The sequence below is a fragment of the Agrobacterium bohemicum genome (genome assembly GCF_001562555.1).
GTDB classification, from domain to species: Bacteria; Pseudomonadota; Alphaproteobacteria; order Rhizobiales; family Rhizobiaceae; genus Agrobacterium; species Agrobacterium bohemicum.
In genome coordinates this window covers 208,976-226,588 of sequence record NZ_KQ961030.1, presented here as the reverse complement: position 1 = coordinate 226,588, position 17,613 = coordinate 208,976, and the positions used below count along the sequence as shown (strand labels likewise).

The 17,613-nt window shown below is 60.5% G+C and carries 16 protein-coding genes and 2 pseudogenes; 8 read left to right on the top strand and 10 right to left on the bottom strand.

All coding sequences use genetic code 11. The features are described 5' to 3' along the window. Positions 1–147 precede the first annotated feature (147 nt). From ATO67_RS14555 to traA, 4 genes are read right to left on the bottom strand one after another with little or no spacing between them, the layout of a single operon-like run. Positions 148–768: a TraH family protein gene (locus ATO67_RS14555; protein WP_067650536.1), complete on the bottom strand. Its 621-nt coding sequence runs from the start codon at positions 766–768 to the stop codon at positions 148–150. Between the two features lie 16 nt (positions 769–784). Further along, entirely contained in the window at positions 785–1,948 is a 1,164-nt protein-coding gene (locus tag ATO67_RS14550) for a conjugal transfer protein TraB (RefSeq protein WP_067650533.1), read from the bottom strand. Continuing rightward, positions 1,938–2,474 (bottom strand): conjugative transfer signal peptidase TraF, encoded by a 537-nt coding sequence (traF, locus tag ATO67_RS14545; RefSeq protein ID WP_067650530.1) that lies wholly within the window; start codon positions 2,472–2,474, stop codon positions 1,938–1,940. Before traF ends, ATO67_RS14550 begins: the two co-directional genes overlap by 11 nt. A 26-nt stretch (positions 2,475–2,500) precedes the next feature. Continuing rightward, the gene (traA, locus tag ATO67_RS14540) at positions 2,501–5,827 is read right to left on the bottom strand and encodes a Ti-type conjugative transfer relaxase TraA (protein WP_067650527.1); all 3,327 of its coding nucleotides are present in this window, start codon (positions 5,825–5,827) and stop codon (positions 2,501–2,503) included. Positions 5,828–6,079: 252 nt separating this feature from the next. Between traA and traC the strand changes: the two genes are divergently transcribed. From traC to ATO67_RS14515, 5 genes are all read left to right on the top strand, one after another. Continuing rightward, a complete protein-coding gene (gene traC, locus ATO67_RS14535) occupies positions 6,080–6,379 on the top strand; it encodes a conjugal transfer protein TraC (protein WP_067650524.1) in 300 nt (99 codons plus the stop codon). A gap of 4 nt (positions 6,380–6,383) precedes the next feature. Further along, entirely contained in the window at positions 6,384–6,599 is a 216-nt protein-coding gene (gene traD, locus ATO67_RS14530; RefSeq protein WP_065661776.1) for a type IV conjugative transfer system coupling protein TraD, read from the top strand. After that, positions 6,586–8,526 (top strand): Ti-type conjugative transfer system protein TraG, encoded by a 1,941-nt coding sequence (gene traG / locus ATO67_RS14525; RefSeq protein WP_082760286.1) that lies wholly within the window; start codon positions 6,586–6,588, stop codon positions 8,524–8,526. Before traD ends, traG begins: the two co-directional genes overlap by 14 nt. Positions 8,527–8,539: 13 nt before the next feature. Further along, on the top strand, positions 8,540–9,043 hold the full coding sequence (locus ATO67_RS14520) for a thermonuclease family protein (protein ID WP_245303989.1): 504 nt from the start codon (positions 8,540–8,542) through the stop codon (positions 9,041–9,043). A 280-nt stretch (positions 9,044–9,323) separates the two neighbouring features. After that, positions 9,324–9,572: a WGR domain-containing protein gene (locus tag ATO67_RS14515; protein ID WP_067650520.1), complete on the top strand. Its 249-nt coding sequence runs from the start codon at positions 9,324–9,326 to the stop codon at positions 9,570–9,572. A gap of 538 nt (positions 9,573–10,110) precedes the next feature. Here the strand turns inward: ATO67_RS14515 and ATO67_RS14510 are convergent. The 3 genes and pseudogenes from ATO67_RS14510 to ATO67_RS14500 form a co-directional block, all read right to left on the bottom strand. Beyond that, the gene (locus ATO67_RS14510; protein WP_042615792.1) at positions 10,111–10,422 is read right to left on the bottom strand and encodes a DUF736 domain-containing protein; all 312 of its coding nucleotides are present in this window, start codon (positions 10,420–10,422) and stop codon (positions 10,111–10,113) included. 670 nt (positions 10,423–11,092) lie between these two features. Beyond that, positions 11,093–12,018 (bottom strand): annotated as a pseudogene (locus ATO67_RS14505) (ArdC family protein). Positions 12,019–12,305: 287 nt separating this feature from the next. Continuing rightward, positions 12,306–12,893 carry a hypothetical protein gene (locus ATO67_RS14500; RefSeq protein ID WP_067650517.1) on the bottom strand — a complete coding sequence of 196 codons (588 nt, stop codon included), beginning with the start codon at positions 12,891–12,893 and terminating at the stop codon, positions 12,306–12,308. Between ATO67_RS14500 and ATO67_RS23135 the strand changes: the two genes are divergently transcribed. Together ATO67_RS23135 and ATO67_RS23725 are read left to right on the top strand one after the other, a co-directional pair. Further along, positions 12,892–13,065, top strand: a complete 174-nt coding sequence (locus ATO67_RS23135; protein WP_158667363.1) for a hypothetical protein — start codon at positions 12,892–12,894, stop codon at positions 13,063–13,065. The two genes, ATO67_RS14500 and ATO67_RS23135, sit on opposite strands and share 2 nt — an antisense overlap. 139 nt (positions 13,066–13,204) lie before the next feature. Then, a complete protein-coding gene (locus ATO67_RS23725; protein ID WP_269085571.1) occupies positions 13,205–13,333 on the top strand; it encodes a hypothetical protein in 129 nt (42 codons plus the stop codon). Positions 13,334–13,338: 5 nt separating this feature from the next. Here the strand turns inward: ATO67_RS23725 and ATO67_RS23795 are convergent, their stop codons facing one another. The 3 genes and pseudogenes from ATO67_RS23795 to ATO67_RS14485 form a co-directional block, all read right to left on the bottom strand. Then, a complete protein-coding gene (locus tag ATO67_RS23795; RefSeq protein WP_342585718.1) occupies positions 13,339–14,130 on the bottom strand; it encodes a DUF7007 domain-containing protein in 792 nt (263 codons plus the stop codon). Positions 14,131–14,561: 431 nt separating this feature from the next. After that, a pseudogene (locus ATO67_RS14490) lies at positions 14,562–16,295 on the bottom strand (ParB/RepB/Spo0J family partition protein); the annotation flags it as partial. A 331-nt stretch (positions 16,296–16,626) separates the two neighbouring features. Next, on the bottom strand, positions 16,627–16,944 hold the full coding sequence (locus tag ATO67_RS14485) for a hypothetical protein (RefSeq protein ID WP_067650514.1): 318 nt from the start codon (positions 16,942–16,944) through the stop codon (positions 16,627–16,629). A gap of 291 nt (positions 16,945–17,235) precedes the next feature. Here ATO67_RS14485 and ATO67_RS14480 point away from each other — a divergent pair, with 291 nt between their 5' ends. Then, complete coding sequence (locus ATO67_RS14480; RefSeq protein WP_067650511.1) at positions 17,236–17,493, top strand: hypothetical protein; 258 nt, start codon at positions 17,236–17,238, stop codon at positions 17,491–17,493. Positions 17,494–17,613: the final 120 nt, after the last annotated feature.

Below are 17,613 nucleotides of genomic sequence, written 5' to 3'. Positions count from 1 at the left end.
GACAGATCGATCCGAATCCCAGTGTGCCGACGCTGTATATCTAGCTCACACTAATGTCATGCGTTGGAAGCACACTAATTTGATGCTTTCGGACCAAAGCTGCGAACTAGGTCGATCAACAACCCTCACGGGAAGAGCACCTCAACGCTACGGCTGACTACCGATGCGAGATAGGTCCACCCGCATCTCCGCAGTGCCGACTTTCTTTTCGTCCATGGTTTTTGCCTCAGTCTGCAGGGGAGCCCCGGCATTGTCCGTATCCGCCTCCAATGTATCGGCTTGCGGTTCCTTTTGGTTGGCTATTGCCCCACCCGGATCCTCCGCCTGAAACACCCTCACGCCCTCGAACTCACCAGTCTTCCATGCGTATATCGCATCCTCGAAAATCTGCGAGAAGACGTCTTTGTTCGTGGGGTTACCATACCATTTCGCGACGATCCTGAGGACCTTGGCGAACAACGCCGTGCCTCTGCGAAGGTTCTGGCAGGGGTCGACTAGATCGGGCTTCAAATCGGTAGCTTCCTTGACCCCAACGCCTGCGGGAAACTGCGTCAGGCCAACGCGGACGACAGCTTGGCCAGCATACCGCCGCACGATCGCAATCACCTCCTCGGCCGATGCGGCTTTAGGAACGAGGATCAACCGGCCGCCAGATTTCACGGTGACGGCGAGGGGATCACTGGAGCCGGCGTCGGCTACGAACTGCTCCACGATCGCGAGCTTGAGGGAAGGGTCTGCGCATTCTTTTATCAGGTCGGCGTCGAGCATGGGGCCTCCTTGGCGCTCAGGTGTTGAAGGCAATAACAAGCGGCTTTGCGAAGAGCTTTGCCGAGGCTCTGGCAGCTGCGCGCTGGATCGCGACAATTGATGTCCCTCCGGTCCACCAGCCGTTTCCCACGGCAACGACAAAATCAGGGTCGTGCAGCATGGAATGGAGGATCGGCCAAACGATCAGTTGCTCGTAGCAGATCAGCGGCGCTGCCCGATTGGCACCGATCGGGACTACGGGGTTCGCAAAGAAATCCGCCCGTGCTCCACCGCTCTGCTCGAACAAGGATCGCCATGGTTGCCACATCGCGCCAGGAACCGGCATACGTTCCCGATAAACGATGCGGCCACCGCGGCTGTCGATCGCGACCAGGACATTGTCATACCCGGTGGCGTCAAGCAGCGCGGCACCAGCAATGACCGTCGCCGCGCTCGCAAGGAGTGCGCCTCCCCAAAGCCGCTCGACAGTCGGTGTCCAGAAGCCAAGCGTACTTTCGGGGAGCACCACGTAGCTTGCGCCATCGCTGGCCGCATTCTGAAACGTTGCTCTCAAGTCACGTTGGCGTTGAAGACCTGCGTCCCGACCAAGTGAAGCGCCCATTTGCAGATCGACGCCGCGCCATCCCTCAGGTAGGGTCGGTTCGGTCCAGATCGCGGCGGACCAAAGCCACAAGCCTGTCAAGGCAGTGGCAACAGCTGGCCAAGTGCGGGTTACGAGGCCCGCAAGGCCAGCTGTCATGAACGCAAGTCCCCACCATCCCCATCCCGGAAACACAACACCTGCGGCTGTGACGGGATGCGCCCAGCCCGTGATGCCGAATGGTGGGATGGCCATGAGGCCCGCTGCCACAAGATAGCGAAACGGACGGACTCCGCTGTTCCTTGTCCAAAGCACAGTATGCACGGCAACGAAGCCCAACGACGCGCACAGCCAGAGCAACAAGCCGGGCCAGATATCGGACGAATAGAAAGCGGCGACGCCCTGTGGCAAACCTCGCGAGGCGGCCAGGAAATATCCGGCGGAGACAAATGCCACCACCAATCTCGTTCGCGCGATTGACCAAAGAACGGGAAATCCCAGCGCGACCGGCAAAAGCAACGCGTGACCGCTCCAGCCAACCACGCCGATCGCGACGGAAGCGAACACGAGTGTCATCGCCCGAAGGTACTCACGGCGCATAGGTGAGAACCTCCTGCGCTAGACCGAGAACGCCGGAGGCGGGCACCGGACCGAAGTATCGGCCGTCGTAAGAACCTGGAAACGAGGAGTAAAGAAAGACATGTCCTGGCGGTACGGTGCCACTCGGGAAGGGCGTCAACGACCGACCTTTTCCATCGCGCAGTGCGATATCTGAGGAGGAGGTCCTCCGTCCATCCACGCTCACGCTGTCGCCGATTTCGACATGCTGTCCTGCAACGGCGATCACTGTCTTGATCAACGGTGAGAAACCGCCTGGGCAGGAACCAGAGTGGAAATAACGTCGTGCCCTCGCTGCCCGCATCGCCACCGTTTCCGGTGGGCAGATGAACAAGAGGTCGTCGATTGCTGCCGGTCGATGAAGCGGGATGATACGCCACAGGCCGAGTGGCGCGCTCGGGGTCAGATTGATGCGGTAACCGCCGGAGACGGCGGTTACCACCAGCAGGATGGCGGCTACGGCTACTATCGCCAGACCCACTATGGCTCGTCGCTGCTGAGCGGTCATGGACCGGAGCGTTTCATTTCCCGCCCTCATTTCAGCGAGAGCCACTGGCTCTTGGTCTGCCGCAGCGTCTCGGCCTGTTTGAGCGCTTCGGTCGTTCGTTCGTGGGCGCCAAGTTGCTGGACTGTCCGCATGGAATTCCAGGCCGACTGGACCTCGGCCTTCTGGCCGACCGTCATGCCTGCTGTGACGGTCTCGAACGTCTTGCCATCAGTGTCTTTCGCGGCCAAGGGCAGGAAGGTCCGTTCCTCGAACCGTTCGGATACCGCCTTGGCAAAACCTTCGAGTTCGGCCTTCACCATTTTGTCGGCGAGTGCATATTCGAGGCCTGCGGGCAAATCGTTGCGATCGATCGCGTCGCGGACCCGTTCAAGCGTTTGCCTGGCAGATGGAGAGAGCGCCGGGATGTCGACGGAAACCTTCAGCCGGACCGCGCGCTCCTCGGTCTCATGTTTGACTTCGGCCTCGGCCCGCTCACGAAGGTAACGTTGAAGATTTCGGGCGAGTGCTGGCACATTGGCGATGGCCTTTTCCCTGTCCTGCTTGTCGCCACGGCTCGCGAAAAGACCGGTCTTTCCCTTGAGGGTGCCAAAACTCTCTGGCTCGTGCGCGATTTTTGCCAGGGTGGCCTGTGCGACCGAATGGTCCTTCAACATGGTGTCCACATCGATGGCCTTGAAGGCTGCTTGCGGGTTCGCATAAACAAGATGGAAGCGGGTCGAGACGTCGTCCCATTGCGTCTTGAGACCTGGGTCAGTGGCGAGCTTGTCTTCGACAGCCTGATCGAGTGATTTCGGGAAGATGGTGATGCCTGATACCATGGGCCTGGCCTCCTTGATTGTATCAGTGATGGCGTGTTTGTTACGGCCGTGAGCCAGTCCCAGCGCTGCACCGATGGCGGCAAGACGGGTGCCGAGGTCGGCGAGTTTGTGTTTCTGCCGGACGGCCCATTGAAGACGATCATGTGCGATCGTGCGGGCGACGTTCATGAGGTGCATGCCGCGGGCCTCGGCAAATCGCAAGGCGTGGCCGTAGAACGATGCCTTCTCGTAATCGAGGGTCGTCTCCTTGGCGTTTTGGCGCGACAGGATCGCGATGAGGCCGCCCGCCTTGGCAAAAGAGCGACTGCCATAGTAGACCGCGAGATCCTCACGGTGGCGGGTCATGGCCACATAGGTGAGATGACGGTCCAACGAGAGGGATGCCAGCACTTTCACCCGGTCGACGGTGGCGCCCTGGGCTTTGTGGATCGTCGTCGCATAGCCATGATCGAGAGTGTTGTAGAAGCGCTGCTCGACCGTGACCTGGCGACGATGCTCGCCGTCTCCAACCTCGGCGACGATACGGCCAGGTGCTGCCTCAAGCACTTTTGCGAGCATGCCGTTCTTGACGCCAAGGCTGCCTTCGTTCTTGAGGAACACGATCTGGTCGCCGGTGGCGAACATGCGAGATCCGTCCTCTGTCCTGAACACAAAACCGTCTTCGAGAACACCGCGCTCGACAAGTCTGGCGCGGGCCATGTCGTTGAGCTTTCGCACATCACGACGAAGGTGTGCGAGGATCAGGCTGGTCCTGGAAGGATCGTAATCGCGATCCCAATCGGCGATCAGGCGCTCGACCGCCTCGTCCTTCAGCCTCAAACCGATCATTCGACCTTGGGCGGTGTAGGCATCGACCGCCTGGCCGACGTTGCCGCGCGCCAGGTCGAGCGAGGCGTCGCGCATCCATTGCTGGCGCTGACGATAGATCGTCTCGAGTTCGGCATAGCCAATGCGATCGGCGATCGCACGGAAGGCAGCACCCGCTTCGATCGGTTGGAGCTGTTGCGGATCGCCGACAAGGACGAGCTTTGCGCCAGCCTTGGTGATAGCTTCAACGACGAGCGCCATCTGCCGTGACGAGACCATGCCGGCCTCGTCGAGGACGAAGACGCATCTGTCATCGAGCTGGTTGCGACCCTGGTTCCAGCGCAGCTCCCACGACGACAGCGTGCGGGAAGCGATACCCGCTTCCTTCTCCAAACCTTCGGCGGCCTTGCCAGCCAAGGCACCGCCGACCACACGATAGCCGGCCGCTTCCCAGGCTTCGCGCGCCGCCTTCATCATCGTCGTCTTGCCAGCGCCAGCGCGACCGATAACAGCGGCAATCCGCGCGGGCGCAGCGACATGGCTGATTGCCGTTCGCTGCTCATCCGACAGACGGGAATGGCGTGCAAAGGTCGCCTGCAGCACGGCCTCACGGACGCCATGGGCGGGGCTGCCGGAAAGCCAGGTTGCGCGATGGGCCATTCCGGCTTCAAGCCGGATCATCTCGCGCGTGGTGTACTTTGCTGGAGAACGAATGCCTGTCGTAAAGTTGATCCGCTCGCGTTCCAGCCGGAGCGCTTCAGGGCTTTGCAGAACGCGGACCATCAGACTTTGGAACAGAGCGACATCGTCGATATAGCGATACAACACCTTCGCGACATCGCGCTCGTCGAAGACACTTTTTTCCCGCGTGATCAGGTCGAGCACGATCTCCGGACGGCGCTGGATACGACGGGCATTCTCACTACGACGCTGCTCCTGGATCTCGATGCGTTCGAGCTTGATAGCTGGCCTTTGCTGCTTCCGATCGGTCTCTTCAGCCTTGCGCTCGATGGCTTTGGTGCCGACGCCGAGGTGGATGGTTGGCTCGAGCTCGATCCCCTGCTTTTCGAAGGAACGGCCATCGATGCGCAGATCGAGACCGGCGAGCGCCAGATGTCTGTTCTGGCAGGCAAACCAGCCGTCGCGAAACGCATTGAAGTCGTCCGTGTTACCGGCCCATAGCTGATAGACGATCTTGCCGGCATCATTGCGGATTGGCGTGCCATCCGGACCCAGCACCGCGACCTTCTTTGAACCGAAACCATCTTCGGTGAGCGGGCGCAATGTGGTCATGAGATGGACGTGGGGATTGCCGGGGGCGTCGTGATAGACCCAGTCGGCGACCATGCCCTGCGCGGTGATGTGGTTTGCCACAAAGTCGCGCATGAGCGCGATGTTCTGCTCGGCCGTCAGCTCGATCGGCAAGGCTATGGTGACGTCCTTGGCGAGTTGTGCGTCGGATCGTTTTTCGAAGTCCTCCACCTTGTTCCAGAAGGCCTCGGATGCGCCGGCGACCGAGCGATCGGCAATCATGCTGCGCACCCATTCCGGCGCGTCATCAGGGATCACGAACGCCTCATGCAGGAGCCCCTGCTTGCGGGTGTAGTCGAGCGTCCGGGCTTCCCGCTCAAACTCCATCCTGGCGCAATGCCTGTAGGCCGCCGACAGCACGGCGCTGCGGCCGGAGCCACGGGCGACGATGCTGACGGAGAGGTGAGGGACGGCCACGGCGGAGTTCTCCCTGGTTGCGAACGACATCAAAGCGTTCGTCGGGAGCGGCGGGCTCACCAGGCTCTCTCAGCAACACGTCGCGCCAGCGACGTATAATTGCGCCCTTGGAAGCCGCTCCTTCGAACGGCCGGGATCATTCACCAACGCATCGCCCTTGGCGATTGTAGGATTAACAGTAGTGCGTCCCGCACTCCATTGCGAAAAACTGGGTTCGAAAGACAAGCTTTCTCACCCAGGAGACGATCGGACATGAAGAAGCCATCCTCGAAAATCCGCGATGAAATCGCAAAGCTGCAGGAACAGCTCAAACTTGCCGAGACGAGAGAAGCCGAGCGGATCGGAAGGGTCGCGCTCAAGGCGGGTCTTGGCGAGATCGAAATCGACGAGGGAGAACTTCAGGCAGCGCTTGAGCAACTGGCGAAACGATTTCGCGCAGGCCATAGGGCAGACAAGGGCGGCACGAGCGGAGGGAAGAAGAGCACCGGCGACGGCAGCGGAGAAGCGGCGGACGCATCTGGCGCGGGCCCGGGCAGCGGTGGTGAGGCTTGAGCGTATGGCGAGAACGATGACATCCGACGCCCGCAAGAAGGACACGCGCGAAAAGATCGAGCTCGGCGGCCTGATCGTCAAAGCCGGGCTGCGTTATGAGAAGCGCGCGCTGTTGCTGGGCGCGCTTCTCGATGCTGCTCGCAGAATGAAAGGCGACGAGGAGGAGCGCTCCAGGCTTACGGCAATCGGTGTGGAGGCCTTCGGCGATGACCATCAGTAGGGTTGCGCTCGTGGTCGCACCAGGGACGTTGATGATCCTGACTGTCATCGGAATGACGGGGATCGAGCAATGGCTTTCCGGTCTGGGTAAGAGCGAGGCCGTGCGACAGGCTTGGGGGCGGGCGGGGATCGCATTGCCCTATGTGGCAAGTGCGGTAACCGGAGTTCTGTTCCTGTTCGCGCGCGCCGGCTCGATCAATATAAAGCAGGCAGGTTGGGGCGTCCTTGCCGGATGCGGTGGGACGATTCTGATTGCGGCCACGCGCGAGACGGTGCGCCTTGCTGCCTTTACGAAGACGCTTGACGCCGACACGTCTGTCTTTGCCTATCTTGATCCGGCAACAGCGATCGGAGCGGGCATAGCACTGATGTGCGCCTGCTTGGCAATCCGCGTTATACTGACGGGCAACGCCGCTTTCGCACGGCCCGAGCCGAAACGCATCCATGGCAAGCGCGCGCTCCATGGGGAAGCGGATTGGATGAAACTGACGGAAGCCGCGAAGTTGTTTGCCCAAAAGGGTGGCATCGTCATCGGCGAGCACTATCGGGTAGACAAGGACAGTGTCGGAGTTCGGGCGTTTCGAGCCGACAGCGCTGAGACCTGGGGCGCCGGTGGCAAGTCGCCGTTGCTGTGCTTCGATGGCACGTTCGGCTCGTCGCACGGGATCGTATTTGCCGGCTCCGGTGGTTTCAAAACGACGTCTGTGACAATCCCGACGGCGCTCAAATGGGGCAGCACACTGATTGTGCTTGACCCATCTAACGAGGTCGCTCCGATGGTCTCAGCGCATCGCGGAGGAGCGGGGAGGGACGTGTTCGTCCTCGATCCCAGGAAGCCGGACGTCGGATTCAACGTCTTGGACTGGGTCGGCCAGTTTGGAGGTACGAAGGAAGAGGATATTGCTTCGGTCGCATCATGGATCATGAGCGACAGCGGCGGCGTCCGCGGGGTGCGTGACGACTTTTTCCGCGCATCGGCACTGCAACTGCTGACAGCGCTGATTGCCGATGTTTGCCTGTCCGGTCATACGGACGAAAAGAACCAGACGCTTCGACAGGTGCGCATGAACCTCTCTGAGCCGGAGCCGACGTTGCGCAAGCGGCTTCAAGATGTCTACGACAATTCGGACTCCGATTTCGTGAAGGAAAATGTCGCAGCCTTTGTCAACATGACGCCGGAAACCTTCTCGGGTGTCTATGCAAATGCGGTCAAGGAAACACACTGGCTTTCCTATCCGAACTATGCCGGCCTCGTTTCGGGAAAGAAGTTCTCGACCAGCGATATCGCGGCAGGAAACACCGACGTCTTCATAAATATTGACCTCAAGACCTTGGAGACCCATTCCGGTCTCGCCCGGGTCATTATCGGCTCGTTTCTCAATGCCATCTACAATCGCGACGGTCAGATGGAAGGGCGTGCGCTGTTTCTCCTCGACGAGGTGGCCCGCCTTGGTTACATGCGGATCATCGAAACCGCGCGCGACGCCGGACGCAAATACGGCATCACCCTGACGATGATCTACCAATCCATTGGCCAGATGCGCGAAACCTATGGCGGTCGCGACGCGGCGAGCAAGTGGTTCGAGAGTGCCAGTTGGATTTCGTTTGCCGCTATCAACGATCCCGAGACCGCCGACTACATCTCCCGACGCTGCGGTATGACCACGGTGGAGATTGACCAGGTCACCCGCAGTTCCCAGGCAAAGGGATCATCGCGAACACGCTCGAAGCAGCTCGCTGCCAGGCCACTCATCCAACCCCATGAAGTGCTGCGCATGCGTGCCGACGAACAGATCGTCTTCACCGCAGGAAATCCGCCGCTCCGATGCGGACGAGCTATCTGGTTCCGGCGAGATGACATGAGGGCTTGCGTCGACGGGAACCGTTTCCATTCCAACGCATCTGTGCCACCAACGAAAACAAAATGAAGTGGAGAATGACGTGACACAACGGATGGGGTGGCGGGCAGGCGAGAAAGATACCGGCGTGGCGCTGTGGGTCACAATCATCGCCGGTGCGGTATTCACAGGGCTGGGCGTCGTTTTTGGGATTCCCGCTTCGACCGCGATGGCTTCTCCGCTGTCGCCTGACACACAGTCGGCCGAGTTTTCCATCTGCGGGAACAGTCGCCGCGTAAACTGCGTCGTCGACGGCGATACGTTCTGGTTTCATGCCAAGAAAATCCGGATCGCCGATATCGACGCGCCTGAACTCAGCCCGCCCCGATGCGAGGTCGAGCGCGCAAAAGGGGAAGCGGCAAAGCAGCGTCTGCTTGCGCTTCTCAACAATGGAAAGTTTTCAATTACCGCCACTGGCAGGGACCAGGACCGCTTCGGTCGCGATCTGAGGATTATCACCAGGCATGGCCGCTCCATTGGTACCGTGCTCGTGGAGGAAAACCTCGCACGCCGGTGGGACGGTGGCAGACGACCGTGGTGCAACTGATTTGAATGGCTCTATCGTGCTCACTCGCGGTTTGGTCTCGCTGCATCCCGGCCGGCTCTACCGATTCGTGCCTTATGCGGCGTCTAACAGCGAGAGGATCGTGACCGAATGGCCGAAACCGCGTAGCCTGGTTCGTGAAGCAAAGCGAGTAGAGCCATCGGGCGAAGCCGTCTCGCCCGACTATTCGGCGGGCTGTTTCATCACAATAATGAATCGAATGGTGTGGACCGATTCATAACTCTCGTTGGACGAGAATGGCAGGATCGGCGAATCTGTCCGTATGATCTACCAGCCCTACCATATCTATACGGAACGAACGGACCCGACGAAGAACATGGCCCGGTTCTATGCCTTGGAAATCTCCCGAAGCTTGTTCGGAGAGCCATGCCTCATCCGGCGCTGGGGCCGCATTGGAGCGTCCGGGCAGAGCATTGTGCATCATTTCGAAAACGAGCACGATGCTGTGGTGCTCTTTCTCGACCTTGCCCGGCACAAAAAATCGCGCGGCTATGTGCCGAGATCGGCGTAAGACGCCAGAGATGATAGACACGCGACATCGCGGGTATGATTTCGAACAGTTGGCGCACCCCGATCAGAGCTATAATTCGAGGCCAAGATGCGCGCCCAAGGACGCTCGTAAAAGGAAAGTGGCGACAATATCATCGATTGCGTGGCCATAAGACACGCTTACTTAAGTCAGCAGTTGGCGCAAAGTTGCCGAGGCGGCTGTTTGCCCCATGGTCAAAGGCGCGATTACTACACAGAGGTCGGTCTCGACATCCGGCAAGCCTGTATTAAAGTGATCGCGTCATTGGAGTGATCAATTGGGAACACGGCTGACCTCCCTGGCAACACAGACCATTAAATGCAAGCGCTCATAAAGCGATCGCGAGAAATTGGGGGAGCCGCTCATCCTTGACGCGGTCGCCTCGGCCGGCAACCTCGCTCGATCTGAGCAGCTATCTCCCGATTCCGTGTGGCACCAAGAAAGCCGGGCCGGACGACGCCTGTTCCCGGCTCCATAGTCGGAGGGAAGAGGCCCGCCCGATGGGCGGAGCCTCAATGCCTCAATCGCGGTTCTGTCGGGACCAGATCAGCTGGTAACCATCCTCGCCTTCGACTTCGGTCAGGGTTGCGTATATCGGAGCAGGGAAACTCGGGTCGTCGAGCTTGACCGAGAGGTAGTCGCGATCGCTCTCAGTGGATCGCTTCTGCCAGGCCGCACCCAGCTCGACAGCGCCGGCGTAGATGCGGAACTGCGGGCCTTTGTCCGAGGGGTTTTCGACGCGAGAGATACGGGCCTTGACGTTGAGGGCGAGGGTGCGGATTGAGCCTGTGAAACCAGTTTCGGTGGAGTTGAAAGTGCCGATGGTTGCCATGGTGGTGTTCCTTTGCTTGTTCGGGCCGCACCATTGCGGCCTCGATGGCAGTCGCAAAGACCGGGGATGATCGGACCGCACCCGCCGGGGTCCCCTTCGCGCCTTACGCGATGGGGTGGCACAGGGCCGCAATGCAATGAAGGGCGGCCAAAGGAAACTTTGTTGTGCGCGAGGAATGCGAACGCAGTTCGCTGGGGAAGAAAGTTGCAGACGGTCGTTGCGGGAAAACGATCGAGGCGCAGCCGGTCTCCGGTCAGACATGCCCCATCGAGCCCGCAGATGGAGCCGCGGAAACAGGGGTAGGGATATCGCTATGGCGGTCTCGGGACTCGGACCCTTCGAGAAGGGCAACATTGGAATAATCACCTTGAAAAATCCGTCGATACTCACTCATCCGCAGCGAGAACCCATCTCATGAAAAGAGCCGGTTACATGGAGGTATCCGCGCGCGCTCGTTCCTCGGTGACGTCGCCATGAGGATCCATTCGTCAGGACAAAAAGCCAATAACTGTTGAACGAGAGACATCCCGTGGACTCACGTCCGATACTGGCCAGCCCTCGGTCTGTGGGAAGCTGGATCTTCGCTGCAACAGGTCCGCACTGAACGGTGTCGGGTCGTGGCAACGACGGCCGGCGATGATTACCTCCGTTGCTGACAGAATGGTTGTCTTCAACCCGCCTTGGTTCCAGCCTCGGCTACCCGCTGCAGATCATGAAGAAAACTCATAGCGCGCTGCGCATGTGCCGCTGCCTGAAAGATGGCGCGCTTGTCGCCTAACAGCACGCGCAGCCAGGACTGCAGATAGGAGGCGTGATCGGGTCTCGGCTCCAGTTCCGGAACAATGCCAAGATCGGCACACAGGAAGCAACTCCCGAGTTCTGCAATCAACTCTTCGCGGGCGCGCTCGCTTTTGTTCTTCGCGTAGCGGCTGAGATCGCGCCCGACACGGGAAGGATGTGCCGTCCAGTGCGTGGCTTCATGGCTGAGCGTCGCCACATAGCCCGCCGCATCGCGAAACGTCTCGAACGGCGGCATCTGAATATGATCCGTCACCGGCGAATAATAGGCCTGACCGCCGCCATGTCGGATCAGGGCACCTGTATTGAGGAAGAAGCGATCGGCCTGCTCGATCCGCTCTACGGGATCAAGGTTCTCAGCAGGCTGCCCGTAGTAGCGATGAGGTAGTCCATCGATCTGTTCGATGTTGAACACCGAGTATGCTTTGAGAAAAGGAATCTCACGGTCGATCTCATTGCCTAAACCGTCGTTTTCAGATTTCGTGAAGCGGCTGGCGAAGACGACAGTCGAGCCCGTTTCACCCTTGCGCACAGAAGCGCCGACTTCGAGCGCCTGCTTGAATGTCATCCACATCGGTGAGGAGAACCCCCGCGCTACCCCCTCCGACCAGAGAAGCAGCACGTTTATTCCTGAATAGGGCAGGCCATTATGCCGCAACGGTCGGGTGATGCGCCCCTGTGTGTGCGCAACACTCCACGGTTCATCCATGGTCGAACGCCCTGTTCGAGATCGGTCACGATCCGATCGGTAATGCGGGAATAGATGTCGCTGCGGTCGCCTGCCGATTTCCTGGTCATCTTCATTTCTCCTTCTTGTCCGACCGCGCCGATCGCGGTTCGTCACGGAGGTCCTGAAGCAGGAGGCAAAGGATCTCGTGCGCACCCAGGGGGCCGGAACGAAGAGGAGGACGGCAAAGCCGTTGCGCGCGAAAACAGTCTCCTGCAGGACCACCGGCCGGGACTGACCGCGATCAACCGCGGCGCTCTCCGGGTTCAAATCTCAACATGGAAAGGGCCGACCCCGACAAGGCCCGCCCGATTTGAAAGAAAGGAAATGAGCGGGGCCGGAGCCCCGCCGGTTGAGATCAGCCGAGAGCATCCATCTGAACTTCCGCCGCCTTGCGGTCGAGACTGGCACCCGGATTTTCGACCGGGCGTTCGAAGGGCTTCCAAGTCTCACCGATGACCTGTTCGTAGGCGGCAACTGTCCCCTCTGCCGCCATTCTGAGTGAATGGGCCTGGATGCCCATGTCGGCCGCGAATTCCCGCTTGCGCTGGGCGGCGCTGTCGTAGCCGACTGGACCATCGAGGTCCTCGTCACGGGCGTCGTTCGACGCCTTGGCGGTTGCGTCGCGCGCTTCCGTGACGGCGCGGGAGTAGAACTGCCCGGCGCCATGCGCCGATCCGACGAAGGCTCCGACGATGCGCTGCAGGTGTATCTGCATGGCCTTCTCGCCCAAACCTTCGGAGAGGCTGTCGGCGGTCTCAACGACCAGCCGCTGGTGGAGGCTGCGGATGCCATCGCTGTCGACGACCGTAGTGCCGAAGCTTTCGGCGATCTTGAGTGCCTGGGTGGCGTCGGGGCAGGAGAGGCGGACCATTTCGAGGGTGGTGCCGCGGCGAGGTTGCGCAAACCTGGCGTTGGAGCGGTTGGGAGTGGCGGACTTGGCCATGTCTATTCCTTCCTTGACTGCTGAAGCGGTTCCGGCCCGTGCCGGTCTGCCCTTCGATGCGGACGACCAAGAACCGGCAAGGGACGGGCGGTTTCACAGGTCCGGTCCGACTGAGCCAGCAGGGCTGGGTTGCGGGCCAGCAGGTTTTGACCTGAGCAGACCGCGAGCCTGACCTCGCGCAGTGAGGTCGGATCGGCCGCTACGCGGCGCGACAGCGGCCTTGAAACGGCCGGCCGCCGGTTCAGACCGCAACGAGAAGAAGGGCAGTCCGGCACGGGTCCGACGCCAATCCCGAGCAACGAGAAGGAACCATGGCCAAGCCCGCCCTGCCGATGACATCGAAGCCAGGCAAGTCCAGCACCAGCGCCTTCGTTTCGGGTCCGCCTATATCGGCGGATGATGCACAGGCTCATGATCGCGACGTTGGCATTCACCGATGACCAGCTCATTCATCGCCATTCTGCGAGCAATCATGTCGAGTTCGGCCCAATGCTCGAAGGTGAGGCAGTCCACGAGCTCCTGACGGTAAATACGAGGATCCGATCGGCGCCGCGCCCGGCTCCAGACCCTCACCGTCGTCGCCTGTCTTCCGGCGCGCGCCGCAATCTGCCGCGTCAAACAATCTAGATGCAGCTGGGTCTCGCGTCGAGCGCCGATTGCTTTCGCGACGTTCAAAGTGCGGAGGTCGATCATGGCCCACCCCCCGGCTTTCCCAACCAACGAAAGAGGATGGCCCGTCATATTCGACGTGACGCGCGTGATCGATGACAAAGCCGAACCGGCCGCGACCAGCATACTCCTCACTGGCGACAAGGAAGCGACGCCGATGGTTGCCTGGCTTTCGGTCACTATTAACGACCGCCACGACCTCGGTCATGCCAGCGTGTTCGCCAGATAGGATCGCAGAGGCGACAACGAAGTCGTTCCTGTGGCGTTGATCGAACGCCCGACGGTCCTTGGCCCAGCTCTCGCCCTCGGCTAGCACGCAGCCGTGGATCATCTCCCAGGCGTCGGGCCAGATATTGCGAACGGTCTTCTCGGCCATGGGCCGCTCATAGGCGGTGAACAGGTCCGGGAAGGTAACAGCCACGATCGCCCACTCACAATCTTCCTCGTACCACGGCGTGTCCTTGCGTAACAAAGGATGGACTTTGGTGTTACGATCAGCTGAGAGATGGAGACCACCGTGGCCGGAGGTCATGTGGAAGACGATGCCATCGGCATAAATGACCGCCATCTGCGATCCACCCCATGGGGTTACTCGCTGACATGCGGGCGCACACGATCGAGGCTAGCGAGATCGCGTTTATGCCCGGTAGCCTCAGCGACGCGCGCTAGGAATTCCGCTTCGTCAGCAATTCGACCGTCATGCCCGATGAAGTCGGCGCGCGTCAGTTCTGCGAGTGGTCGGCGGATAGCGACGGCACGGCCAAGATAAGAAAATCCACTGGGTGAAATGACCATTGCAAGGACCAGATCACCTATGCGGGCGACGGGCAGGCCGTCCGCGCTGGCTGCATCCACCCCCGAAAGATCGGGGATGGATGCAGCCATGTTCGACTTGACAGCGGCGATCATGCTGCTGCCCTCTGGTCGTGGTCGTGGTCGTTGGTCGTGGTCGTGGTCGTGGTCGTGGTCGTGGTCGTGGTCGTGGTCGTGGTCGTGTTCGTGGTCGTCGTGGTCGTCGTGGTCCGGCAGATCCGCCTTCTGCGGCACGCTATCGACCACATCGTTGGCTTCTTGCTCGGTCTCATCGTCCGACGGGTCATCGAGATCGCTATCCCTGTCATCCTGGGACCCAGCGCCGACGACATCCGTGGCAGCGCCTGCGCGGATCCATTCGAGCAGCTCGTCTGCCGCTGGCGCGAAGCGGCCGGACGGATGGACAAAATGCTCATTTGCGAAATGCTCCACGAGCGCTGCGCGGGTTTCGCGGACCTTCTGCCGCGGCTGGACGGACGCTTCGGCGCAAGACGCTACCAGTGCCTGGCGAGACAGGCACAAGAGGAACTCCTCCGAACCCATGTTCGGCAAATATTCGTCCGCGCCGATTGCATGACCTGCAACACGTGAGACCATGCCGCTGTTCGACATGCCACGGCGGCACGACAGGACATCGATCAGCACAGAGCGAACGGCGATCCGAAGCGTGTCCCGATCGAAGGCGAGCTTGCCATGCTCATCGAACAGCCCGACTGCATGGCGTGAGAAGCGCTTGCCCCCGTAGATGGTGCCATCAGCGCCGGAGTCGACGCGAACATTCTGCCCGGCGAAGGCGAGCACCGTCAGCGCCATCAGCATGTCATCCTCGATCGGCGCGCGACCGAGCGCGTCATGAAGGGCGTCGGTGCGGAAATCACCGATCATGTCATAACCCTTCTGCGTGACGTCGGGCCGGGCCTTCGACATGGTGATTGCATCGGCATCATCGCCACTAGCGACCGATGCGTCACCAGCAGCCCCCTTCGGCTTCGCCTCCTCCGGCATGCGGTAATGCACGGACTGCACCTTGCCATCACGATCCAGATAGAGCGCCGTGTGATCGGACTTGGAGAGCTTGCCATACACCTGGGAGGCCTTCTTCGGCAGATCTGGCTGGCCCCAGCTGTTGACCTCGACAATTCCGCCGCGCTTCGGAAGGTTGCTCGTCATCCATTCGTGCTGCGCGCCAAGGAACCCTTCGACATTGGTGGTGTAGCGCCCGTCCTGGTCGGCCGGCGCGAAAAGGTCCTCCACCCACTCGATGCCGTAGGCCTGGGCCAGATCGTCACCAAAGCTCGCATCGCGGGCGTACATGCGCTTCTTGGTGAGCGCATTGGCGATCTGCCACCACGGAGCCGTGTCTCCCTTCTTCGGCTTGTGCGCTTTCCAGACTTCCTTCTGGTCCACCTGGCCTGCTGCCGCGATGATCCGTAGCTGCGGCTCGGACGGCATGTCGCCCAGGGCCATCTGCTCGAGCATTGCCGGCAGGACATTTGCAAGCAGACGCAGCTTGCGGATCTGTCGAACGGGGAGGGCGAGAGCGACGGCGATCGCTTCCTCGGTCCAGCCGAGAGCAACGAGACGTTCGATGCCGCGCCACTGATCCACGGGGTTGAGCGCCTCGCGAACCGAGTTTTCGACCATCGAGCGCATGGCACCATTATCGTTGGCGGCATCCACGACAAGGATCTCGATTTCTTCCAGGCCGGCGGCGATGGCAAAGCGCACGCGGCGATGACCGGCATCGATGATGTAGCCATTTCCGCCTTCGGGTTCCGGTGCGACGACGGGCGGCTGGACGATGCCGACGGCCTTGATCGTGGCCAGCATCAGCGCGTCGGCCTGCGGCGACGACTTCGACTGGCGCATACGGTCAGGATTTTCCTTCAGCGCGCGCGGGTCAACCTTCATGATTTGCATGGGAGCAGTCCTTTCGAGAGGTTACCGACCGGCACCTTGCCGGCCCTTCCTGTCTTCTTTTTTTCGAAGACACCTCCCGGACCGCCGAGCGGCCGGACTGCCGCAACTGCGGCCGAGCATCCCTGCTGCGCGGGACGAGCGGGGCTAATAGCCCTGCGCGGGACAAGCGGCCGGGATCGCGCAGACCGCGGTTGAGCGACAGCGTCGGTAGGAGGACCGGTCTGCGATCGGTTCATCCTCCCTGCTTTTCTTTTTCCATTCTTCACGTCTCAATTCGAGCCGACGGTTGAAGACGAGAGATGCTGGCGGCAGCGATGCCTGGAGGACGGGACTAGGTTCGGCGCCCTAGAAGGGCCAGCGCGTCAGCCATCATACGCTTCAAGATGAGTTTCCGGGTTTCCGGTGTGACGATGGCCGCTTCCGGGATAGCAACAGCAGCAGGCGAGGGCATGGCGGTTTCGGAGGGCGGAACCGGAAGGGGCTCTTCGATCATTGCGGGGACAACGATGTGCGTGATCGTTGTTTCATCGGATTTTACCGAAACGGTGACCTGTGCTCCAGAGCGGAGACGGTCGATCCCCGTTTGAGCGGCCTCTCGCTCATCTTGAGCTTCTACCAGCGATGACTGCGTTACAAGAAAAAAAGGCATGCTTTTCCACGGAGTGTTGTGATTGAGGTCTCGTCTGCAAATCGGTTTCGGTCAAGGTGCAAGACCACGTTTGCGGTCGCCTCCGACGCAAAAAAGGCGCTCGACCCGTGAGGGGAGCGCCTTCTTTTGGATCCCAGGACAACATCAAACGCCGCTGCGATTGCAGTGAGCAGGACATCGTCTTATCGGGAGGTGATGCTCAGATGTTGTTGACGGAGGAGAATTAAAAGTCGCGATCTGGACTACCCCCTGATAGATCTTCGCGTCCATCCGAACGTCAGGCGAGGCAGCATGAGCACAAATCCTGAGACCCGCAGAGCCATCGCGCAGCGTGTGATTGATCGCGCGGCGGCGCGCGGTATGCCGATCGACAAGGATCCTGCCTTCGTTGCTTTGCTGGAAGAATGGATCCGCGGAGACATCGACATGAAGGCTATGCGCGAACGGTACCTAGATACAATCGCTCTCCAAGCTGCCCAGCGGGGGTCTGCGCAAAAGCCCCTGAGTATAAACCTCTCGAAATGGTCGGACGCGGCGAACAAAGAATAAAAAAATGGGCCTGCGGAAACCGCGGCCCATGAAGTGTGGAGATTTAAAACCTCCAGAGGGGAACAGCTGTTGCGACGGAACTGGAGGTGACCGTCATATGCATCAGCTGGAAGCACTATG